Origin of the sequence: Rodentibacter trehalosifermentans, assembly GCF_002000545.1 — a bacterium.
Lineage (GTDB): Bacteria > Pseudomonadota > Gammaproteobacteria > Enterobacterales > Pasteurellaceae > Rodentibacter > Rodentibacter trehalosifermentans.
The window spans coordinates 1-19,493 of sequence record NZ_MLHL01000055.1 but is presented as its reverse complement, the minus strand read 5'-3'; the positions used below and the strand labels follow the sequence as shown (position 1 = coordinate 19,493).

At 40.1% G+C, this 19,493-nt stretch carries 10 protein-coding genes and 3 pseudogenes; 8 read left to right on the top strand and 5 right to left on the bottom strand.

What is annotated here, in order from left to right; all coding sequences use genetic code 11:
* Window positions 1–103: 103 nt before the first annotated feature.
* Window positions 104–775 (top strand): deoxyribose-phosphate aldolase, encoded by a 672-nt coding sequence (gene deoC / locus BKK52_RS09440; protein WP_077474402.1) that lies wholly within the window; start codon window positions 104–106, stop codon window positions 773–775.
* A 20-nt stretch (window positions 776–795) separates the two neighbouring features.
* On the opposite strand, the gene mazG is transcribed toward deoC, so the two are convergent.
* The 5 genes from mazG to ilvY all read right to left on the bottom strand — a co-directional run bounded on the left by mazG (window position 796) and on the right by ilvY (window position 8,683).
* Window positions 796–1,593, bottom strand: coding sequence for a nucleoside triphosphate pyrophosphohydrolase (gene mazG, locus BKK52_RS09435; RefSeq protein WP_077421060.1), 798 nt, complete (start codon window positions 1,591–1,593; stop codon window positions 796–798).
* Between the two features lie 365 nt (window positions 1,594–1,958).
* On the bottom strand, window positions 1,959–6,278 hold the full coding sequence (locus BKK52_RS09430) for a YadA-like family protein (RefSeq protein WP_077474403.1): 4,320 nt from the start codon (window positions 6,276–6,278) through the stop codon (window positions 1,959–1,961).
* A 286-nt stretch (window positions 6,279–6,564) separates the two neighbouring features.
* The gene (glpE, locus tag BKK52_RS09425; protein ID WP_077474554.1) at window positions 6,565–6,894 is read right to left on the bottom strand and encodes a thiosulfate sulfurtransferase GlpE; all 330 of its coding nucleotides are present in this window, start codon (window positions 6,892–6,894) and stop codon (window positions 6,565–6,567) included.
* Window positions 6,894–7,772, bottom strand: coding sequence for an EamA family transporter RarD (gene rarD / locus BKK52_RS09420; RefSeq protein WP_077474553.1), 879 nt, complete (start codon window positions 7,770–7,772; stop codon window positions 6,894–6,896). Before rarD ends, glpE begins: the two co-directional genes overlap by 1 nt.
* 32 nt (window positions 7,773–7,804) lie before the next feature.
* On the bottom strand, window positions 7,805–8,683 hold the full coding sequence (ilvY, locus tag BKK52_RS09415; protein WP_077474552.1) for an HTH-type transcriptional activator IlvY: 879 nt from the start codon (window positions 8,681–8,683) through the stop codon (window positions 7,805–7,807).
* A 742-nt stretch (window positions 8,684–9,425) separates the two neighbouring features.
* Between ilvY and ilvC the strand changes: the two genes are divergently transcribed.
* From ilvC to BKK52_RS09385, 7 genes and pseudogenes are all read left to right on the top strand, one after another.
* A complete protein-coding gene (ilvC, locus tag BKK52_RS09410) occupies window positions 9,426–10,904 on the top strand; it encodes a ketol-acid reductoisomerase (RefSeq protein WP_077421553.1) in 1,479 nt (492 codons plus the stop codon).
* Between the two features lie 276 nt (window positions 10,905–11,180).
* Window positions 11,181–11,489, top strand: a complete 309-nt coding sequence (locus tag BKK52_RS09405) for a helix-turn-helix domain-containing protein (protein WP_077474550.1) — start codon at window positions 11,181–11,183, stop codon at window positions 11,487–11,489.
* A pseudogene (locus tag BKK52_RS14165) lies at window positions 11,477–11,596 on the top strand (HipA N-terminal domain-containing protein); the annotation flags it as partial. The gene BKK52_RS09405 and the pseudogene BKK52_RS14165, both read left to right, overlap by 13 nt.
* Window positions 11,592–11,840 (top strand): annotated as a pseudogene (locus tag BKK52_RS09400) (hypothetical protein); the annotation flags it as partial. The pseudogenes BKK52_RS14165 and BKK52_RS09400, both read left to right, overlap by 5 nt.
* A 67-nt stretch (window positions 11,841–11,907) precedes the next feature.
* Window positions 11,908–14,388, top strand: a complete 2,481-nt coding sequence (locus BKK52_RS09395) for an autotransporter outer membrane beta-barrel domain-containing protein (RefSeq protein ID WP_077478563.1) — start codon at window positions 11,908–11,910, stop codon at window positions 14,386–14,388.
* 139 nt (window positions 14,389–14,527) lie between these two features.
* Window positions 14,528–16,951 (top strand): DNA topoisomerase (ATP-hydrolyzing) subunit B, encoded by a 2,424-nt coding sequence (gene gyrB, locus BKK52_RS09390; RefSeq protein WP_077478562.1) that lies wholly within the window; start codon window positions 14,528–14,530, stop codon window positions 16,949–16,951.
* 177 nt (window positions 16,952–17,128) lie between these two features.
* Window positions 17,129–19,436, top strand: a pseudogene (locus tag BKK52_RS09385) (TonB-dependent hemoglobin/transferrin/lactoferrin family receptor).
* Window positions 19,437–19,493: the final 57 nt, after the last annotated feature.

Sequence of the window (19,493 nt, the reverse complement as noted above, 5' to 3'; positions counted from 1 at the left end):
TGATAAAAAAGTATGGCGATAATTTATCATAAAAGTGCGGTCAATTTTCAGCATATTTTGTTATCATAGCCCGACAAAATTTTCATTATTAAGGAGAAGAAAAATGGACAGCAAAACCCTAGCAAAATATATCGACCACACCGCATTGACCGCTGAAAAAAACGAGCAAGATATTTTAACACTCTGTGATGAAGCCATAAAATATGGTTTTTATTCTGTGTGTATCAACTCGGGATATATCCCTTTAGCAAAAGAAAAATTGGCAGGAACGGCAGTGAAAATTTGTACTGTTGTGGGTTTTCCTCTTGGGGCTAATCTCACCTCGGTAAAAGCCTTTGAAACCCAAGAAGCCATCAAAGCCGGGGCGAACGAAATTGATATGGTGATTAATGTGGGGTGGATTAAATCGAACCAATGGCAGGCGGTAAAAGAAGATATCCAGGCTGTATTGAATGCCTGTAATGCTGTGCCTTTGAAAGTCATTTTAGAAACCTGCCTACTCACCAAAGATGAAATTGTTAAAGCCTGTGAAATCTGCAAAGAATTAGGCGTGGCATTTGTCAAAACCTCTACCGGATTTAGCAAAGGTGGGGCAACCGTGGAAGATGTGGCGCTTATGAAAAAAACAGTGGGACATATCGGCGTAAAAGCTTCCGGTGGTGTGCGTGATACCGCCACGGCTTTGGCGATGATTGAAGCCGGTGCAACACGAATTGGTGCAAGTGCCGGTATTGCCATTATCGGTCAAGCCAATAATATACAAAGCGATTATTAAACCGTAAAAAATAGCGAGCATTAGCTCGCTATTTTCTCTTCTTTTTTTACCTCATCCCACAATACATCCATTTCGATTAAAGAAAGTGCGGTCAATTCTTTTCCCATTTCCTTAGCTTTTTGTTCAACCTTACGGAAACGTTGTTCAAACTTATGATTTGCTTTGCGTAAGCTTTCTTCAGCATTGCATTTTAAGTGGCGGGATAAATTAACGGTGGCAAAGAACAAATCGCCGATTTCTTCTTCAATACTTTCCTTATTTTGTGGATTTTTATTTACTTCCTCTTTCACTTCTTGCAATTCTTCTTCAATTTTTTCAAAAACAGGAGAAATTTCAGTCCAGTCGAAACCTATTTTTGAACATTGTTTCTGCAATTTTTGCGCTCTCATTAATGCAGGAAAGGCAGAGGGAATTTCATCTAAAATGGATTGGTTTTGTGTTTTGGATTTTTCTAAGGCTTTAATACTATTCCAACGTGCAAGGGCTTCCTCTTCATTGCCTGCTGTAGCATCTGCAAAAACATGTGGATGACGGCGAACGATTTTTTCAGCCACGTCATTTAACACATCATTAAAAGTGAAATGCTGATCTTCTGAGGCGAGTTGGCTAAAGAAAACCACTTGGAGAAGCAAATCGCCCAGTTCTTCGCGTAAATTAGGAATATCTTTTTTTTGAATAGCCTCAACCACTTCATAGGTTTCTTCAATAAGACAAGGAATCATTGATTCATAGTTTTGCTTAAGATCCCAAGGGCAACCGCCATTTGGATCACGAAGCCGGGCGATTAGTTGGATAAAGTCTTGAATTGAATATGACATAAAAAAACCTCTAAATAAAAATGGCATCAGTATAAAATTTATTGATGAAAAAACGAAGAAACATTACCAAATTGTTATGGTGTGGGAAAAGACACGAAGTTTATAGGCAATTTCCCCCTGTGTTTTTGTACGCATAATTAGACCTCTAGGATTATTCTAGTGTTAATTTACTAAATTATCAGTAGAGGTCTGGATTTTCACAATTTTTCGTTATGCTCTCACAAAATGTACCAATAAGGAAAATAAAACAGTGAAAGACAAAAACAACATCAATGTTGACCGCACTTTTAGGAAAATAAAAGCCCCTAAATATTTGCGACATTTAGGGACTGAAAATTAACGAGATATGGATGCGTTAGTGAGGATTACCACTCATAACCGACGCCCACAGCACTCACGACATCCCCCCTCGTATTGGAGCTACCACTTAATTTTAGCAATACTTTTCCATTATCACTGGCTCGGGTATAACCTAAAGCTACGGCATTTTCGCCGCGATAATTACTCGCTGCAACCGCCACCATTGATTTACCATTCCCTCTCACTTGCGGTAAACCGGCAATCGCTGCGGCACCCGCAATACCCGCTCTCAAATCTTTATCAACTTTGTTCACTCTATTGTTGATATTATTGACATTTTGATTAACGGCGTATAATTGGGACCCATTCACCGCCTCAGTGGATGTTGCGGAAACTTCGCCCGGGGCAACATTAGTGATTTTCTTATTGCCGGCATTAATCCCCTCAATGGTCATACTCGGACCGTTTTTAATCGTCACACCGTTATTATTCACTTCAGTATCCCCCACAGTTACCTTATTGAAACTAACATTATCGGATGTGGCATAGATAATATTATCGCCCTCACGTTTCACTTCCATATTCTTACCGGCTTTGAAGTTTACCCGTTTACCGGCGGAAATTGTCGTTTCACTGTGGGTTTGTGCTGTGGTATCAAAGCTATTTTGATCTTCGGCTTTACCTGTATTGACAATCCAACCCGCACTGTTGATTGCATTAGCGACATTATCAACTGTGGCGAGTTTGCCTTTATCCGAATCATCTACGGTAACAACACCTGCACCATCTCCGCTTTGCGGTGCGGTATTAATCGTGCCGGTATTTGCCGCAATATTCCCGTCACTATCAATTATGATGGTCGTGCCATCAGTTTTTGCGGTTATAGTATAAGTTCCGCTGTTTGATTCAACATTTATCCCCTTTCCACCAACGATATTAACGTTGTTTGAACCTGAATCCTTCGCTTCAATAGTAAATTTTTTACCGTCTTGGGTAATGGTAATATTTTTACCTGCCTCAAGGGTAACGGTGTCTTTGTCGCCTATTTCGGCAGGTGTATTATTATTTTTTACAGTACCATCACTATTTGCCGTTGCATTTGCATACCAAGTTATCTTTTTGGTGACATTTGCGATCTCATCGGCAAGTTTGCTAGCGACCATATATAATTGGCTACCATTAATCGCATCTGTTGAATTGGCTAAAATACGCCCAGCCGCCACATTGGTAATGGTGCGTTTTTCATTAGTATTCCCTACGGAAACCGTTGCAATAGGTGAATCCCCCGCAAAGTTGCCATAAGTGATTCCATTTACTGTTGCATTACTTGTTCCAACAAGCGGATCAGCCAGATACCCTGTATATGATCGAGCACCAAGGGCTACACTATCTTTAACTAGAGCCTCCGCCTCGTTACCAAAAGCAATAGAGCTTTCTTCAGTTGCTAGTGTACTATTACCTAAAGCAAGTGCTCCTAAACCATATACCGTTGCCTTATTACCTAAAGCAATTGCCGAATAAGCCCCTCCCATAGCTCTCGCGCTGTTCCCCAAAGCTATTGCTGAAGGAGCTCTAGAATCCGCCTGAGCCCCTAAAGCCATTGATGAAGACCCGGTAGCATTTGCATAATCGCCAAAAGCAAGGGCATAACTGCCGGAAGAATTGGAACGATAACCAAACGAATATGCATGAAACCCGCTAACGTTGGCAAAAGAGCCAAAGGCAATAGAATCAATCCCCGAAGCAGTTGCACCATTACCTACTGCTGTCGCACCCCGCCCACTTGCATTTGAAAGACGACCAACCGCCGTCCCCCAACCACTATAAGCGCTATTTGTTAAATGCCCTGTTGCACTAGCACCTGAACCAATCGCTACACTATCATTCGCCGCAGTAGAACTAAAACCTACCGCAGTTGCTTGGCTATACCCCATTTTAGTTACACTTTTTGCATTGGTCCCAATCACAACCGAATTTTCTTGCTCATTGGTTGCATTCGCTCCAAGGACCACACTTTGGTGTGCAGAAACCGCATTTGTACCAATAGCAATTGAAGATTCCCCTCCTTTTGGAGACGTTGGCGTTCTCGCTCCTATGCCTATAGTAATGGAATTTTTAGTTTGAGCACCGGCTGCATCATTAATACCGCCCAGATTTGTTGTGGCATTACCGGTGCCACCATTTGTGCCATCATTCACATGGAAATAAGTATTAGGTGCAGCCATATTATTATTGATCTGCTGTGCAAAAGCATATAATTGGCTACCGTTAATCGCATCGGTAGAAGTTTCAGAAACACGCCCTGCCGCCACATTCACAATTTGGCGTTCATTTCCAACACGCCCTACACTTACCGTTGAAGTCGGGTTTGTTCCGGCAAATTTATAAGTTGTACCATTGATTGCCATACTTGCCGTTGGGTTGGCTGCAGCCGAAACCGAATTGCTGCCTAATACTACCGAATTTTCGTGAGAAGCATTGGATGATCGCCCAATTGCAATCGCATTGGTTTCACTTGCTTTGGCTAGACGTCCAATTGCGGTTGAAAAATCTCCTGTCGCATTGGTATCCGCCCCTAAAGCGATGGCACGATTGCCGGAAGCATTAGTGAGAACACCAAGACTAACGGCAAATTGATTGGTTGCTTGCGCTCCGTAACCAAGTGCTAAAGCCTGATTATTGGATGCCACAGAATTAGTGCCAATTGCCGTTGAATAAATCCCTGAGGCATTTGCATTCTGACCGACAGCAATGGTATTAATTGCACTTGTTTTAGCTCTATTTCCCATAGCAATCGAACTAGCTCCATTAACAGAAACGGAATCCCCTACCGCAATGGATTGAGTACCGTTATTCACTGTAATATTTCGACCAACTGCCACGGTGTTAGCCGCATAATTTAGATCGTCATAGGTTACAGTATGATTTCCATCATTGCTCGTATGAACAAGTGCATTACTTGCCCCAACCCGTATACTATTACCAAGTAACACACTATCACTCGATGAAGAGCCTAGAACATTGTAGGTTCCTATTGAATAAGAATTTGCTCCGCCAATGATACTTGCATGGTATCTGGTGACATCATTCCATCGTCCGTTATAACCACTTGAAATACTGGTAGAACCGGTCCCAAATACAAAATTCTGGTTACCCAATGCCAAAGCACCTTCTACAGGATGATTTGAAGAACCAATCACATTATTCAACCCAAGGGCGTAAGCCTTCTTGCTATTAAATATCGTATTCCATTTTCCTAACCCCATATTTACAAACTGATATACCACACCGTCATTATTAATAATATTCTCACTTCCTAAGGCGAATGCTTCATTTCCCTTCAAAGTATTCGCACGCCCTGTCGCAATGGAATTATAGCCATTTACTTTATTGTTTACCCCTGTAGTAATAGAATCGCTACCCTCTACAGTATTTAATTTCCCCAGTGAGATGGAATTACTACCATTACTCACATTAAGGTTAGCACCAATTGCAATGGAATTACCGCCATTATTTACATTAATCCTATTACCAATTGCAACGGTATTCGGAGCTCTTGTTTGATTTTGATAAGTTACGGTATGATTTCCATTATTACCCTTCGTAATAGTGGTCTCACTCGCGCCAATTTGAATGACACTACCAATCACTGTGCTAAATTCGGAAGAGCTACTAATAATATTATTTCTACCAATAGCATTAGATTCTCGAGCTCCAATAGTAGCCCCACCAATACTGATAGAATTAGAACCCAAAATATTGTTACCCCTGCCTAATGCTAGCCCGTTACCGACAGAATTAGTTGTAGAACCGATAATATTATCTACCCCAAATGCATAAGAGTGATCACTATTAAATATTTGATTACCTTGACCAAAAGCCCCACTAACATCACGAGTGACAACTCTATTTTGAAATCCCAAAACACTAGCATAATTACTATTTACGAAATTACCGTAACCAATTGCATTTGAATATGAAGCGTTTGCTATATTTCCCGCACCCAATGTAACCGATGATGCACCATCTACTTTTGAATTAATACCGATTGCAACAACACCATTGCCATGTATAGAATTAGCAACCGAACCATTGCCTATTGCAATAGCACCGAATCCAGTAGCTTGTGTTGAACCGCTGCCACATACAATTTGACCATTAGGATACTGAGGGTTGTAATAACAATAATTAACGCTATTGCCTGAAGATTGATTTTCCGTACCGGTTATCGCCAAAACTTGACCGCAAGCAAAAAACAAACCGGTTAAAATTCCCGAATGAACCAAAGAGAAAGACTTTGTTTTCCCCTTTGATTTACTGACTTCCGATACAATAACCCAATTTTGCATCGCATTATTCCAAATAACTTTAAACACTTTATTCATAAGACGCTCTCTTTTTATAATTTTTCAACCTATAAATTTCTGAAAATTTACCCTAAAGAAAATAAAAGACAAGCATTTTTTTGTTAAAAAATCATTAAATATTTAGGCAAAATCACCTCAAAAAAAAAAAAAAAAAAAATAACAAAATCAATTAATTAAAACAAGATTTTGTTATTTTAAAGCGCATTTTTAAACTTAATATTCGCAAGTGGTACGATGTGTTATTTGCCTTCCGCATAATTCAAAAGTGCGGTTAGTTTTATCAGTTATTTTTACAAGCTAAACATTATTTATATTTATTGGATATTTTATCAATCGGCAATGCCGCCCTCATCCAGCCATCAAATCCCCCTACTACGCTATACACGTCTTCATAGCCTTGTTCCACTAAAAAGCCGGCGACATTGCGGCTGCTGATACCGTGGTAACAGCTGATAATAATGGGGGTATCAAAATCCACTAATTCTTCAAATTGTAAAAAGGTTTGATTGGTTAAATGAAAGGCCCCTTTGGGGTGTGAATAGGTATAACGCTGCGCATCACGCACATCGGCAAGGATAGCCCCCCGCTGCACCATTTCCCACGCTTGTTGTGGGGTAATTTCTTTAAACGACATTATAAAGTTCCTTTTGCGTGCTGTTTATACACACCATCAATCATCACAAGGCTCATCGCCAATATTAAACAAATAAAAAGCGGGTAGCTTTCCGGATCAATGTTTTCTCCAATAAAAAAGGAAATAAACACCATCAAAATCGTTTCCACATAGCCCAACAGTCCGAGCAAATTCATCGGCAACATATTGCTGGCAATCACATAGGCAATCAATGCCGTCCCGCTGATAATGCCAAGCAGCACTAATAACGCCCAAATATTGGGGTTGGTTTGTTCCACAATGGTAAAATCCGTTTGTAAGGCAAAGTAAATGCTAATCGGGATTAAACTGAGCATTTCAAGGCAAAAAGAGGCAAGATCCGTATTTTTTAATGCTTTTCGGATAGAGAAATAGGTGGTATAGCCCACACAAATGACAATGGCTTCCCAAGATAATCCGCCTTTGATGACGATATTTGAAATAACACCTAGTGCAGCAATGAATACGGCAATCAATTTAAAGGTAGAAATCCGTTCTTTAAAAATTAATCGTCCCGCTGCCACCATCACAATAGGTAATAATAAATAGCCAAAAGACACACTCAGCGAACTACCGTTATTCGGTGCCCACAAAAACAACCACATTTGAAAGCCCATTAATGCCCCGCAGAAAATATAAGTAAGGGCAAAGTGCGGTCGTTTTTGAAGGTATTTTAAACGTTCAATCAGAGCATTTTTTTGTTTGAACATCAGCACGGCTAATACCACAAAGGGAAAAGTAAAAATCATTCGATAGCCAAAAATATCCGTACCGCTTAAGGGTTTAAGCAAGGTGGAAAAATAATACAGATAGCCAAACAAAAACGAGGCGAAGAGCGAAACCAAAATACCTTTTAACATAGAAAATCCTTAATCAGAATTTTTGCACCATTTTATTCCAACATAGACCAAAAGGCACGAATTAAGGGTTGCACCAAATGCCTTTTTTGGGTGCAAATTCCCAATTCAAAAGGTGCAATAGGCCTATCTAAATTTAGCCGGGAAATTTGATCACGCATAGGGCTGTTATCAATCACCGCATCAGGCAGCATCGCCAAGCCAAAACCAAGCCCCACCATAGGGACAATGCCCTCATGCCCTGCCACGGTGGCATAAATTTTCGGGTGTTTAATGTGTTTTTCACGCAACCATTGTTCAATCCGCTGCCTTGCATGACCTTCCACGGGAAAAATAAACGGCATGTGTTGCCAATCAATAGGCTTCTCTTGTAATAATTGTGTCGCCAAGCAGGCAATGCGGGGGGCAATCAGTGAAAGATGAATATCGTCAATTTTATGAAATGCTACACTGGCGGGCAGATTATTCGGTTTCCCTGCAAGTGCAAGATCCACTTGCTGACTTTGCACTAATTCCAAAGCGAGCGCCGGATCACCAGTGGTGAGTTGAATTTCCACTTTCGGATAACGTTGGCGAAATTGCTTTAATATCTGTGGTAAATGGCTATAAGAAGCCGTAACGGAACAAAAAAGCCTTAATTCACCGCTTAATTCATCCGATTCATCATTAAGCTGTTGTTTAAACTGTTGCCAGTTTTGCCACTCTGCCTTGGCAAAGCGAAGAAATTTCTCACCATATTCGGTGAGGTTCACTTGACGGTTATCACGAACAAAAAGGGTTTTCCCCAGCTCTTCTTCCAGACGTTGAATTTGACGTGAAAGGGTAGAAGGGGACATATGATTTTGCGTAGCGGTTTTGGCGAAGTTTTTGGTTTCCGCTAGTTTTATGAATAAGTTGAGATCGGTAAAGTCCATAATCATTCCGGTTTTATCAAAGTCAGATTTCGCCTGACAGCGACCTACTTTCTTTATTTATTTGAAATCGCCTTTCGCTCGATGAGCGACCTACTTTCTTTTACTTGTGTAAAAGAAAGTAGGCAAAGAAAACACACCCCAGTTAAATCGCTGATCTTTGCTTTATTGTCATTTTCTTCACGCTAAATTTGTCAACTCGCTTCGCTCAAACAGTACAAATTTAGCTAAAAATGCCAAGTCGCAAAGGCGATTTATATGGGGTTCCTTTATCGGAGCATTATTTAAAAGAGCGCATGGTTTTAAAAATATTAAAATTTTTAACCGCACTTTATTTGTAGAAAGAAATAAATTCCCTTCTTTTCCGCCTTTGTGGAATTGAATTTGTAGGAAATTTTCGTCTGTTTGAGCGTAGCGAGTTCAGAAAATTTCCGTTAAGCAAATTCAGTGGAACAAAGGAAACAAGGAAAAGCAGGGCGTGCTTTCTTTTTGCCTACTTTTACTTTGCACGAGCAAAGAAAAAGTAGGTCGCTCATCGAGCGAAAGGCGATTTCAAATAAATAAAGAAAGTAGTTCGTCATCAGCGAAACCCAATACCAAATTAATAATTGCAAAAAATGAAACAAATCATTCCCATAATATCACTTTACGCAATCACAAAAAACCTTATAATCCTACTCATATTAAAAACTATGCAAACACAACATCATACAATCATTCACCCTGATAAAATCAAGGAAAACATATGGCTAACTATTTCAACACATTGAATTTACGTCAAAAATTAGACCAATTAGGTCGTTGTCGTTTTATGGATCGTGAAGAATTTGCCGATGAAGCAAATTTCTTAAAAGGGAAAAAAATCGTTATCGTGGGCTGTGGTGCACAAGGTTTAAACCAAGGTTTAAATATGCGTGATTCCAGTTTAGACGTGAGCTATGCCTTACGCCCTGAGGCCATTGCAGAAAAACGTGCCTCATTCCAACGTGCCACCGAAAACGGTTTCAACGTCGGCACTTATCAAGAATTAATTCCAACAGCCGATTTAGTGATAAACCTCACGCCGGATAAACAACACTCGAAAGTGGTGGCAGATGTGATGCCGTTAATGAAACAAGGTGCGGCATTCGGTTATTCCCACGGTTTCAACATCGTTGAGCAAGGTGAACAAATTCGCCCGGATTTAACCGTGGTGATGGTGGCACCAAAATGCCCGGGGACAGAAGTGCGTGAAGAATACAAACGTGGTTTTGGTGTGCCAACTTTAATCGCCGTTCACCCTGAAAACGACCCGAAAGGTGAGGGTATGGCGATTGCAAAAGCTTGGGCTGCGGCAACCGGCGGTCATCGTGCGGGCGTGCTGGAATCCTCATTCGTAGCAGAAGTAAAATCTGACTTAATGGGTGAACAAACCATTCTTTGCGGTATGTTACAAGCCGGTTCTATCGTGTGCTACGACAAATTAGTGGCTGACGGTAAAGATCCTGCCTATGCCGGAAAATTAATCCAATATGGCTGGGAAACCATCACTGAAGCCTTAAAACAAGGCGGTATCACCTTAATGATGGATCGCTTATCCAACAGTGCGAAATTGCGTGCCTTTGAGCTTTCCGAGCAAATTAAAGAAAAACTCGGTTTCTTATACTACAAACATATGGATGATATCATCAGCGGTCAGTTCTCTGAAACCATGATGGCAGACTGGGCAAACGGCGATAAAGATCTCTTCGCTTGGCGTGAAGCCACCGCCAAAACGGCCTTTGAAAATGCCCCGAAATATGATGGCAAAATCAGTGAACAAGAATATTTTGATAACGGCGTGTTAATGATTGCCATGGTAAAAGCCGGTGTGGAACTTGCCTTTGATGCGATGGTGGAAAGTGGCATTTATGAAGAATCCGCTTACTACGAATCTCTTCATGAATTACCATTAATTGCCAACACCATTGCGCGTAAACGTTTATATGAAATGAACGTGGTCATTTCTGATACGGCAGAATACGGTAACTACTTATTCTCTAACGTCGCGACCCCAATTCTTGCCAAAGAAATTATCCCAACCTTGCAAAAAGGTGACTTGGGTGAACCGACTCCGACTGTTGAAATCGACAACATCACCTTGCGTGATGTCAACGATGCCATCCGCAACCACCCGGTGGAATTAATCGGTCAAGAGCTACGCGGTTATATGACGGATATGAAACGTATTGCGGTTGGTGGTTAATTTCAAATTAATCTAATGAAATACCGGTTTAGCGCAAACTAAGCCGGTTTTTTGTTTCCCCCATTTCTTAAGTTTAGTCTCAAAATCATCATTTATGATATTTTTATTGTTATCTTTTCTTAAAAAGTACTACAAAAGAAATTTAGAACTACAAAAATACTATTTTTGATTATTTTGAATAATTTTTTTATTAGAAATATCAAAAAAGACATTTAAACTCTTTGAAATTTCATTTATGATTATTTAAAACATTTTTAATTAAAAAAAATTTCAAATATGGAAAATCTAAGTGCAAAATTAGAAACACAAATCAATGAATTAAAAAAGCTGCAAAAATCCTTTCTCGCTTATGAAGAAGCACAACGCAACCAACTTTATGAGGGGAAAATTGTTGATCTTAAAGCATTTGGACATGCATTAAATGATAAACGCAAAGCCCTTGGCATTGAGCTCAGTATGCTTAAATTGCAAACCGGCGTTTCAATCTCCACCTTAAACCGTTTGTTCCAAGATCCAAGTCAGGTGCGGTTTTCCACCGTACTCACCGTCTCACAAACATTAGGAGTATCACTATGCGCGATCTAGTGCGTTCAGCCCGTGTCTTTCTCCACGGTGAATTTATTGATCTACTTCGGGAGGATAAGCATGGTTTTTATTTTGCCTATAAGCCTGATTATCAAGGCATACCGCTACAGCGAATACATTGGTGATGATTTTATTGAGTTTGGTGAAAATATTGGTTTGAACAAGAAAGTGATATTGCAGAAATTAATACCGGAAATCACCAAAGAGAAAGTCGAAAGCGTTTACCAACATTCTTTTATGCCTCAATCTCATATTGAAACCGTATTAAAAACTTACCGTAAACGCCTGACATTATTAGAATATGAGAGGCGCCACGCCTCGTCTAAATCTTGGTTGCAGGTTAATTATTAAATCGATAAAATCTTAACCAATTTGTTATTAGCATAGTGTTTTTTTTTATATTTAAGAGGAACCAAAAATGAAAAACAAAGCAAAATTTAACCGCACTTTTCAATTGAGTTTGTTGGCTATCGCACTCGGGTTATTCAATCAGGCGTGGGCAACAGATCTCACTTGCTCTACTTTAACAGGATGTAAATATGATTTTCACGGTGGGCGAGATAATACTTGGATGATCAATAACCAAAGTACTTCATTTAACGATACCATCAATGTGGAAGTGTTACCCGGAAATTATCAAAATATCGCTAAAACCGATGTAGGAACAATTATAACTGATGGAGAGTCCATTGCTTCTGCCGATGCCTTATTTCGTATTCGGGATTTATCAAACAGAGACAATATAATCACCTTTAAATCTGGTGTTAATGCCACACTTAAAGAAGATTATCCTTCAAGTAACCTAATTGACTTATGGAGAGCAACTGCAACCCTTGAAAAGGGTGTCAAATTAATACTAGAGCAAAATTATGCTCAACTTCATAATACGACAGATGCTTACGGCGATGATGATGATGGAAATTCAGCTATTTCGACTCGCAATAGTAGAGTTGATACCGAAGCCGATATTGAAATCAATAATAATGGTGCAAATGTAGCAATCGAATCACAAGAAAGCTCAAATATAACCTCATCAAATCACCGCATAATAATGAATGGTGAAAATAACATTGCTTATGCTTTATTTGGTAGAGATACTTTAACTATAAACAATGTCAATATTTCCGGTAATAGAGATAAACAATTTGCTTTTGATATAGGAAATGATGATAGTGAAACTGCCAATATTAATGCAGACCATTTAAATGTATCACTTAATGATAAAAGTGGATTAATGACAAACTCAGATTCCACTTCATCTATTGTTAACTTTAATCATTCAAATATTAAGACCGGTTATGGCGTGCTTATATTTCCACTTGATCGCTACACGACTAATCTGAACTTGCAAAATAGCACCCTCAATGCAACTCAAGCTTTAGTTTCTATTAATGACAAAATGCTACTTGATGGGGATGGAGATGATGACGATGAAGTTATTGATATAGCAAAAGCAGAAGTATATCAACTAAATATAACAGGTTCACGAAACTCAATATTCACAGGTGCGATTATCGAAAACCCTGAGAAACCGGCGAAGGTTGAAACGAATCTTTATTTGGAAGAGAGTCAATGGCGTTTTAATCAATCAAGCCGGTTGAATCACTTAACCGTTAATGATTCAGTTGTGACATTCGAACCAAACTCAGAATATAAAACCCTCACCATCAAAGGCAATCTCACCGGCAACGGTACATTTAATCTCAATACCAATATTTCGGAAAACAAAGGCGATAAAATTATCGTAGAAGGCACGGCGAGCGGCGAACACAAACTCAACGTTACCGATCACGGCACGCCTGTTGCCAATCACAAACTAACACTTGTGGAAACCCACGGAGGTGATGCTAAATTTAGCTTAACCAATCCAAATGGACTTGTGGATTTAGGTGCCTATAAATATGGCTTAGCCAAAGAAGGGGATAACTGGGTCTTGGCAAATTCACGAAGTGCGATCACACCTACGCCACCAACACCGGTGAACCCGGCTCAGCCTACCAATCCGCCATTGCCGGAAACAAAATTATTATCTGATTTAGCCAACGCACAGGTTTCACTCCGTCAGGCTCAATTATTGCTTTTGGAAAATGAACTCAGCGGTATTCACCAACGCTTAGGAGAAGTGAAAAACGGCGAAAAAGGCAATGTGTGGGTACGCAATGTGAATTCTCGTGAAAAATTGACCGCACTTTCCACCGGTGACAGCCAAACTTCAGGCTTTAAGCAAAATGTTCACAGCCTACAAGTGGGAGCGGATGCCGCTGTGAGTGATAATTTCCGCCTTGGTGGATTTGTCGGCCGCAGCCAAGCCAATGTTGATTTCAACGGCAATTATGGTGATAGCAAAGTGCGTAGCCATAGCGTGGGGTTATACGCTACTTACCTCGCCGATAACGGCATTTATGTGGATAACATTGCGAAATATAGCCGCTTAAAATCCCAATACGATCACAAGAAAACACACCATTACCGCCATTATAATACCTATACGCTGTCAAGCGAGTTTGGTAAACAATTCAAACTAAGTAGCGATTGGGTCATCACACCGCAAGCGCAATTAGCTTGGACACATATTCAAGGTAAAGATAATGAAGACAGTCTCTCTTCCATTTACTCTCGTGTCGGTGTTCGTGTCGCAAAAAGTTTCGCCCTTGCAAACGGCTGGAATTTACAACCTTATGCGGAAATCAATGGGATCACCAGCCGCAACAACGACAGCAAAATTCATCATTCCAATACGGCGCTGAATGTTGAAGACAGCCGTGGACGTTTTGAAAGTGTGTTGGGTGTGAATGCAGGTGTCGCCAACCATCGTATCGGTTTAGAAGTAAGCCGAGCGGATGGAAAACGTTACGACAAACCTTATCAAATCCAAGCGCTTTATCGCTATCATTGGTAATCTAAAACAAAAGTGCGGTTAAAATTCATCAAGATTTTCGACCGCACTTTCCTTTTATCTCCCCGAGTCAAATTCGCCAATCCGTCTATTTTTTGCTATAATTCTGCCTAATTTTCCATTTACAAAACAGAGATTAATTATGTCAGAAACGACCACGACCGAGAACTATGGTGCATCCAGTATTAAAGTATTGAAAGGGCTTGATGCCGTCCGCAAACGCCCGGGGATGTATATTGGTGATACCGATGATGGCACCGGTTTACATCATATGGTGTTTGAAGTGGTGGATAACGCCATTGATGAAGCCTTAGCGGGCTACTGCTCTGATATTATCGTCACTATTCACGATGATAATTCTGTTTCCGTGCAGGACGATGGACGTGGTATTCCTGTGGATATTCACCCGGAAGAAGGCGTTTCTGCAGCAGAAGTGATTATGACGGTGTTACACGCCGGCGGTAAATTTGATGACAACTCTTATAAAGTATCCGGTGGTTTACACGGGGTGGGGGTCTCTGTTGTTAATGCGCTTTCTGATAAGCTGCAACTCACTATTCGTCGTCAAGGCCATGTTCACGAACAGTTTTATCATTTAGGCGAACCGCAATCGCCATTAACGATTATTGGTGATACCGAGGTAACCGGTACAACCGTACGTTTTTGGCCGAGCCCTGATATTTTTGCGATCACCACCTTTGATTACAAAATTCTCGCTAAACGCTTGCGTGAGCTTTCATTTTTAAATTCCGGTGTGTCTATTCGTTTAGTGGATAAACGTGATGGCACGGAAGATCATTTCCACTATGAAGGCGGAATTCAAGCTTTCGTGGAATATTTAAACAAAAATAAAAACCCCATTCACCCAAAACCTTTCTATTTCACCGCAGAAAAAGACGGTATTGGTGTGGAAGTCGCATTGCAATGGAATGATGGGGTGAATGAAAACGTCTATTGTTTTACCAACAATATTCCACAGCGTGACGGCGGTACGCATTTAGCCGGTTTCCGTGGTGCATTAACCCGTAGCTTAAACAGCTATATGGAAAATGAAGGGTTATTGAAAAAAGAAAAAGTATCCACTTCCGGTGACGATGCCCGTGAAGGTTTGGTGGCGATTATTTCCGTGAAAGTGCCTGATCCGAAATTTTCTTCACAAACCAAAGATAAATTGGTGTCTTCTGAAGTAAAAAGTGCGGTGGAATCGGCAATGAATGAAAAAATGCAGGAGTATTTATTGGAAAATCCTGCAGATGCCAAAATCATTGTAAATCAAATCATTATGGCGGCACGTGCTCGTGAAGCCGCGCGTAAGGCCCGTGAAATGACACGCCGTAAAGGCGCATTGGATATTGCTGGACTTCCGGGCAAACTGGCAGATTGTCAAGAAAAAGACCCGGCACTTTCCGAACTCTATTTAGTGGAGGGGGATTCTGCAGGTGGTTCGGCGAAAGTGGGGCGTGATCGTAAAACCCAAGCTATTTTGCCGTTAAAAGGAAAAATTCTAAACGTTGAAAAAGCCCGTTTCGATAAAATGCTGTCATCTCAAGAAGTGGGAACATTAATTACGGCATTGGGTTGTGGTATTGGACGTGATGAATATAACCCGGATAAATTACGTTATCATCACATTATCATTATGACCGATGCGGACGTAGATGGCTCACATATTCGCACCCTTTTACTCACATTCTTCTATCGCCAAATGCCGGAGCTAATTGAGCGGGGTTATGTGTATATCGCTCAACCACCACTTTATAAAGTAAAAAAAGGCAAACAAGAGCGTTATATTAAAGATGCAGAGGAAATGGAGCAATATGAACTGACACTCGCCCTTGATGGTGCGGCATTGCATATTAGCGAAAATGCCCCGGCAATGAATGCCCTTGCATTTGAAAAATTGGTGGCGGAATACAATAGTGTACAAAAATTGATTGTGCGTTTAAGCCGCCATTATCCGACACCTTTATTACAAGGGTTGATTTATCAACCGGCGATTTCAGTTGAGATGATGCGTGAAGAAAATGCCGTTGAAAATTGGGCTAAATCTTTTGTTCAATTACTTGAAGAAAAAGAAACGGAAGCCCATCAATATGCGTTGCGCACCCAATTTAATGCTGAACGTCAGGTTTATGAAGCCATTATCACTGTTCGTAAACACGGTATCGACAACGATTACTTTATTAATTTTGATTTTGTGAGCGGTAATGAATACGCGAAAATCGTTTCACTTAATCATCAATTAAACGGCTTGCTGGAAGAGGGAGCTTATGTTGCCCGTGGTGAGAAAGTCCAACCGGTACGCACCTTTGAACAAGCCGTAGAATGGTTAGTGAAAGAATCCCGCAAGGGCTTAGAAGTACAGCGCTATAAAGGATTGGGTGAGATGAACGCCGATCAGCTTTGGGAAACCACCATGGATCCGAATGCCCGCCGTATGTTGAAAGTCTCAATTAAAGATGCGGTTGCCGCCGATCAGCTTTTCACCACGCTAATGGGTGATGAAGTAGAACCTCGTCGTGAGTTTATCGAATTAAACGCTTTAAGAGCAAATCTCGACATTTAGTTAAAAACATCGGGAAAAATGACCGCACTTTAGAAATGAAGTGCGGTTATTTTTTTGACAAATATCATAAAATGAAAATAATTCTCAACAACCCTATTTTTCTTTAGTTTCCTTTTTTATAATCATTCTCATCTTTTAACTTTGGGGAAAATGAGAATGAAACCACATAAACCTTTGATGGCAACTTTCGCTCTATTGTCTATAGGCGTTGCTTTATCAAGTGCCAGTTTAGCAAATACAGAAGAAAAATTAGATGAAATTAATGTTCAAGATGAACTGATTTCAAATCGTCAAACACAGTCCTCCGTGATTCACAAAAATGCAGAAACAATTCAAAAAGAATTAATTCGCGATACCCGAGATTTAGTGCGCTATACCTCCGATGTCGGTATCAGTGATAACGGGCGTTTTTTAAAAGGTTTTTCAATTCGGGGGAGTTGAAGGAAATCGGGTTGGTATTAGTATTGATGGCGTTAATTTACCAGATAGCGAAGAAAATTCTTTATATGCCCGTTATGGCAACTTTAACAGCTCACGTTTATCCATTGATTCTGAATTAGTGCGTGAGATCGACATTGTGAGAGGTGCAGATGCCTTTAATTCGGGAAGTGGTGCTTTAGGCGGTGTTGTGGCTTACCGTACACTTGAAGCAATTGATATTGTTAAACCCGGTCAAAAATTCGGTGCTCTATTACGTGGTGGCTATGCAGGAAAAAACAGTGAATGGATTCGTACCTTCGGCGTAGGTTACGTAGGCGAGAAATTTGATGCATTGCTTATGTATTCACAACGTACGGGTCATGAAATGAAAAGCAATGGTGAAGGGGATTTATACTACAGTAGTGAAAGTCAACATCCTGATCCATCGACACATCGTTTCCATAGCTATTTAGCAAAATTAGGTTATCAAATTAGTGATCATCATCGGATTGCCTTTGCAATAAACGGACAAAAAGGAAATCGTTATACGGATGAACGTAGCTATGCGCTTTACGGTGGCGCTTGGCGCGAAGCGGATGACCAAAATAAACGCTACAACATTAATTTGAATTATACCTATGCGCCGGAATCAAATTGGCTGGCTTTTGCAAAACTGGATTTGGATTATCAAAAAACAGATCTTGCATCAGTTAATTATAAAGGTGGTTCTAATTGGCAGACAAATGCAAAAGAGCTTGATGAAATTTTCGATAGAAGAATGAAAACCGAGTTTAAACGTGCAAGTCTGGAACTTGAAAGTTTATCGTTTAATTTATTGGGCGAACATACGCTTACGCTAAAAGGCTATATAAGTGAACGTGAATTTAAAAATATCAACCACGATAAAATCGGCATTGGGAAAAATTATGAAAGCGATATTTGGTACACGATTCAACGTCCGGTTAAAACCAAAATGTATGGCTTTTCTTTAAAAGATCATATTGTTTGGAATCCTATTTTTTCTTCTGATTTAGGCATTCGCTATGACTATGCCAAATTAAAACCTAAAGCACTTAATGCACAATGTTCTAAAGCTTGTTTGGAAGGTGGAGAACCAAACCAAAGTAGTTTTGCGAATTGGAGCGGTTTTATCGGATTAAATGCCCAGGTGACGGAAACCTGGAAACTCGGTTATCAACTCTCGACAGGCTATCGCATTCCAACAGCATCAGAAATGTATTTCACCTTTCAAAATGCTTATGGTTCTTGGCGGGCAAATCCGGATTTAAAATCGGAACGTAGTATTAGCCACACGCTTTTTGCTCAATCCCGTAACAACATTGGATTATTTGATGTCGGTGTTTACCAATCCCGTTATCGCAATTTCTTATTTGAACAAGAAAGTGTGATCACTTCTTATCCTTATGGCAAAAAATTCCAAAGTTTGGAACAACAAATGGTCAATATTGATCGTGCAAGAGTGAGCGGTATTGAAGTTAAAACCCATTTGAATTTGGATCAAATCGTCTCATTCATTCCAAAAGGATTTAAGTTTTATGGTTCCTTAGGTTATAGCAAAGGCAAACTTTCAAATGGTACCGATTTACTTTCTATCCAACCGATAAAAACCGTGTTTGGATTAGATTATGAAGATCCAAATGGAAAATGGGGTATTTTTAGCCGTTTCACTTATTTAGGCGGCAAAAAAGCAAAAGATGCAAAAACCATTGAAAATAATCGGTATTGTGTCCGTGAAGAATTTGATTATTGGTATGGTATGTTTCAATGTGTCGAACATGAATTTAAACAAGAAATTGTTAAGTATAAATATCTCAATAAATCAGCCTTTATTACCGATTTATTCGGTTATTACAATCCAACGGAAAGCATCACATTGCGTGCGGGCGTTTATAATTTGTTTGATAAAAAATATCACACTTGGGATGCGTTACGGGGAATTAATGCGCATAGCACAACAAATACTGTTGACCGTAACGGTTATGGACTTCAACGTTTCTATGCACCGGGCAGAAATTTTGCCGCCTCCGTTGAGATTCGTTTCTAGCTTTTTTAGTCATTACATTAAAAAGTGCGTATTTCACTTTGATCTGACCCCAAAAAG

Coding starts and splice junctions, on each gene's coding strand:
- ilvY (WP_077474552.1), bottom strand. CDS start 8,683: ATGGACTTTACCGATCTCAACTTATTCATAAAACTAGCGGAAACCAAA.
- gyrB (WP_077478562.1), top strand. CDS start 14,528: ATGTCAGAAACGACCACGACCGAGAACTATGGTGCATCCAGTATTAAA.
- deoC (WP_077474402.1), top strand. CDS start 104: ATGGACAGCAAAACCCTAGCAAAATATATCGACCACACCGCATTGACC.
- ilvC (WP_077421553.1), top strand. CDS start 9,426: ATGGCTAACTATTTCAACACATTGAATTTACGTCAAAAATTAGACCAA.
- rarD (WP_077474553.1), bottom strand. CDS start 7,772: ATGTTAAAAGGTATTTTGGTTTCGCTCTTCGCCTCGTTTTTGTTTGGC.
- BKK52_RS09395 (WP_077478563.1), top strand. CDS start 11,908: ATGAAAAACAAAGCAAAATTTAACCGCACTTTTCAATTGAGTTTGTTG.
- BKK52_RS09405 (WP_077474550.1), top strand. CDS start 11,181: ATGGAAAATCTAAGTGCAAAATTAGAAACACAAATCAATGAATTAAAA.
- mazG (WP_077421060.1), bottom strand. CDS start 1,593: ATGTCATATTCAATTCAAGACTTTATCCAACTAATCGCCCGGCTTCGT.
- BKK52_RS09430 (WP_077474403.1), bottom strand. CDS start 6,278: ATGAATAAAGTGTTTAAAGTTATTTGGAATAATGCGATGCAAAATTGG.
- glpE (WP_077474554.1), bottom strand. CDS start 6,894: ATGTCGTTTAAAGAAATTACCCCACAACAAGCGTGGGAAATGGTGCAG.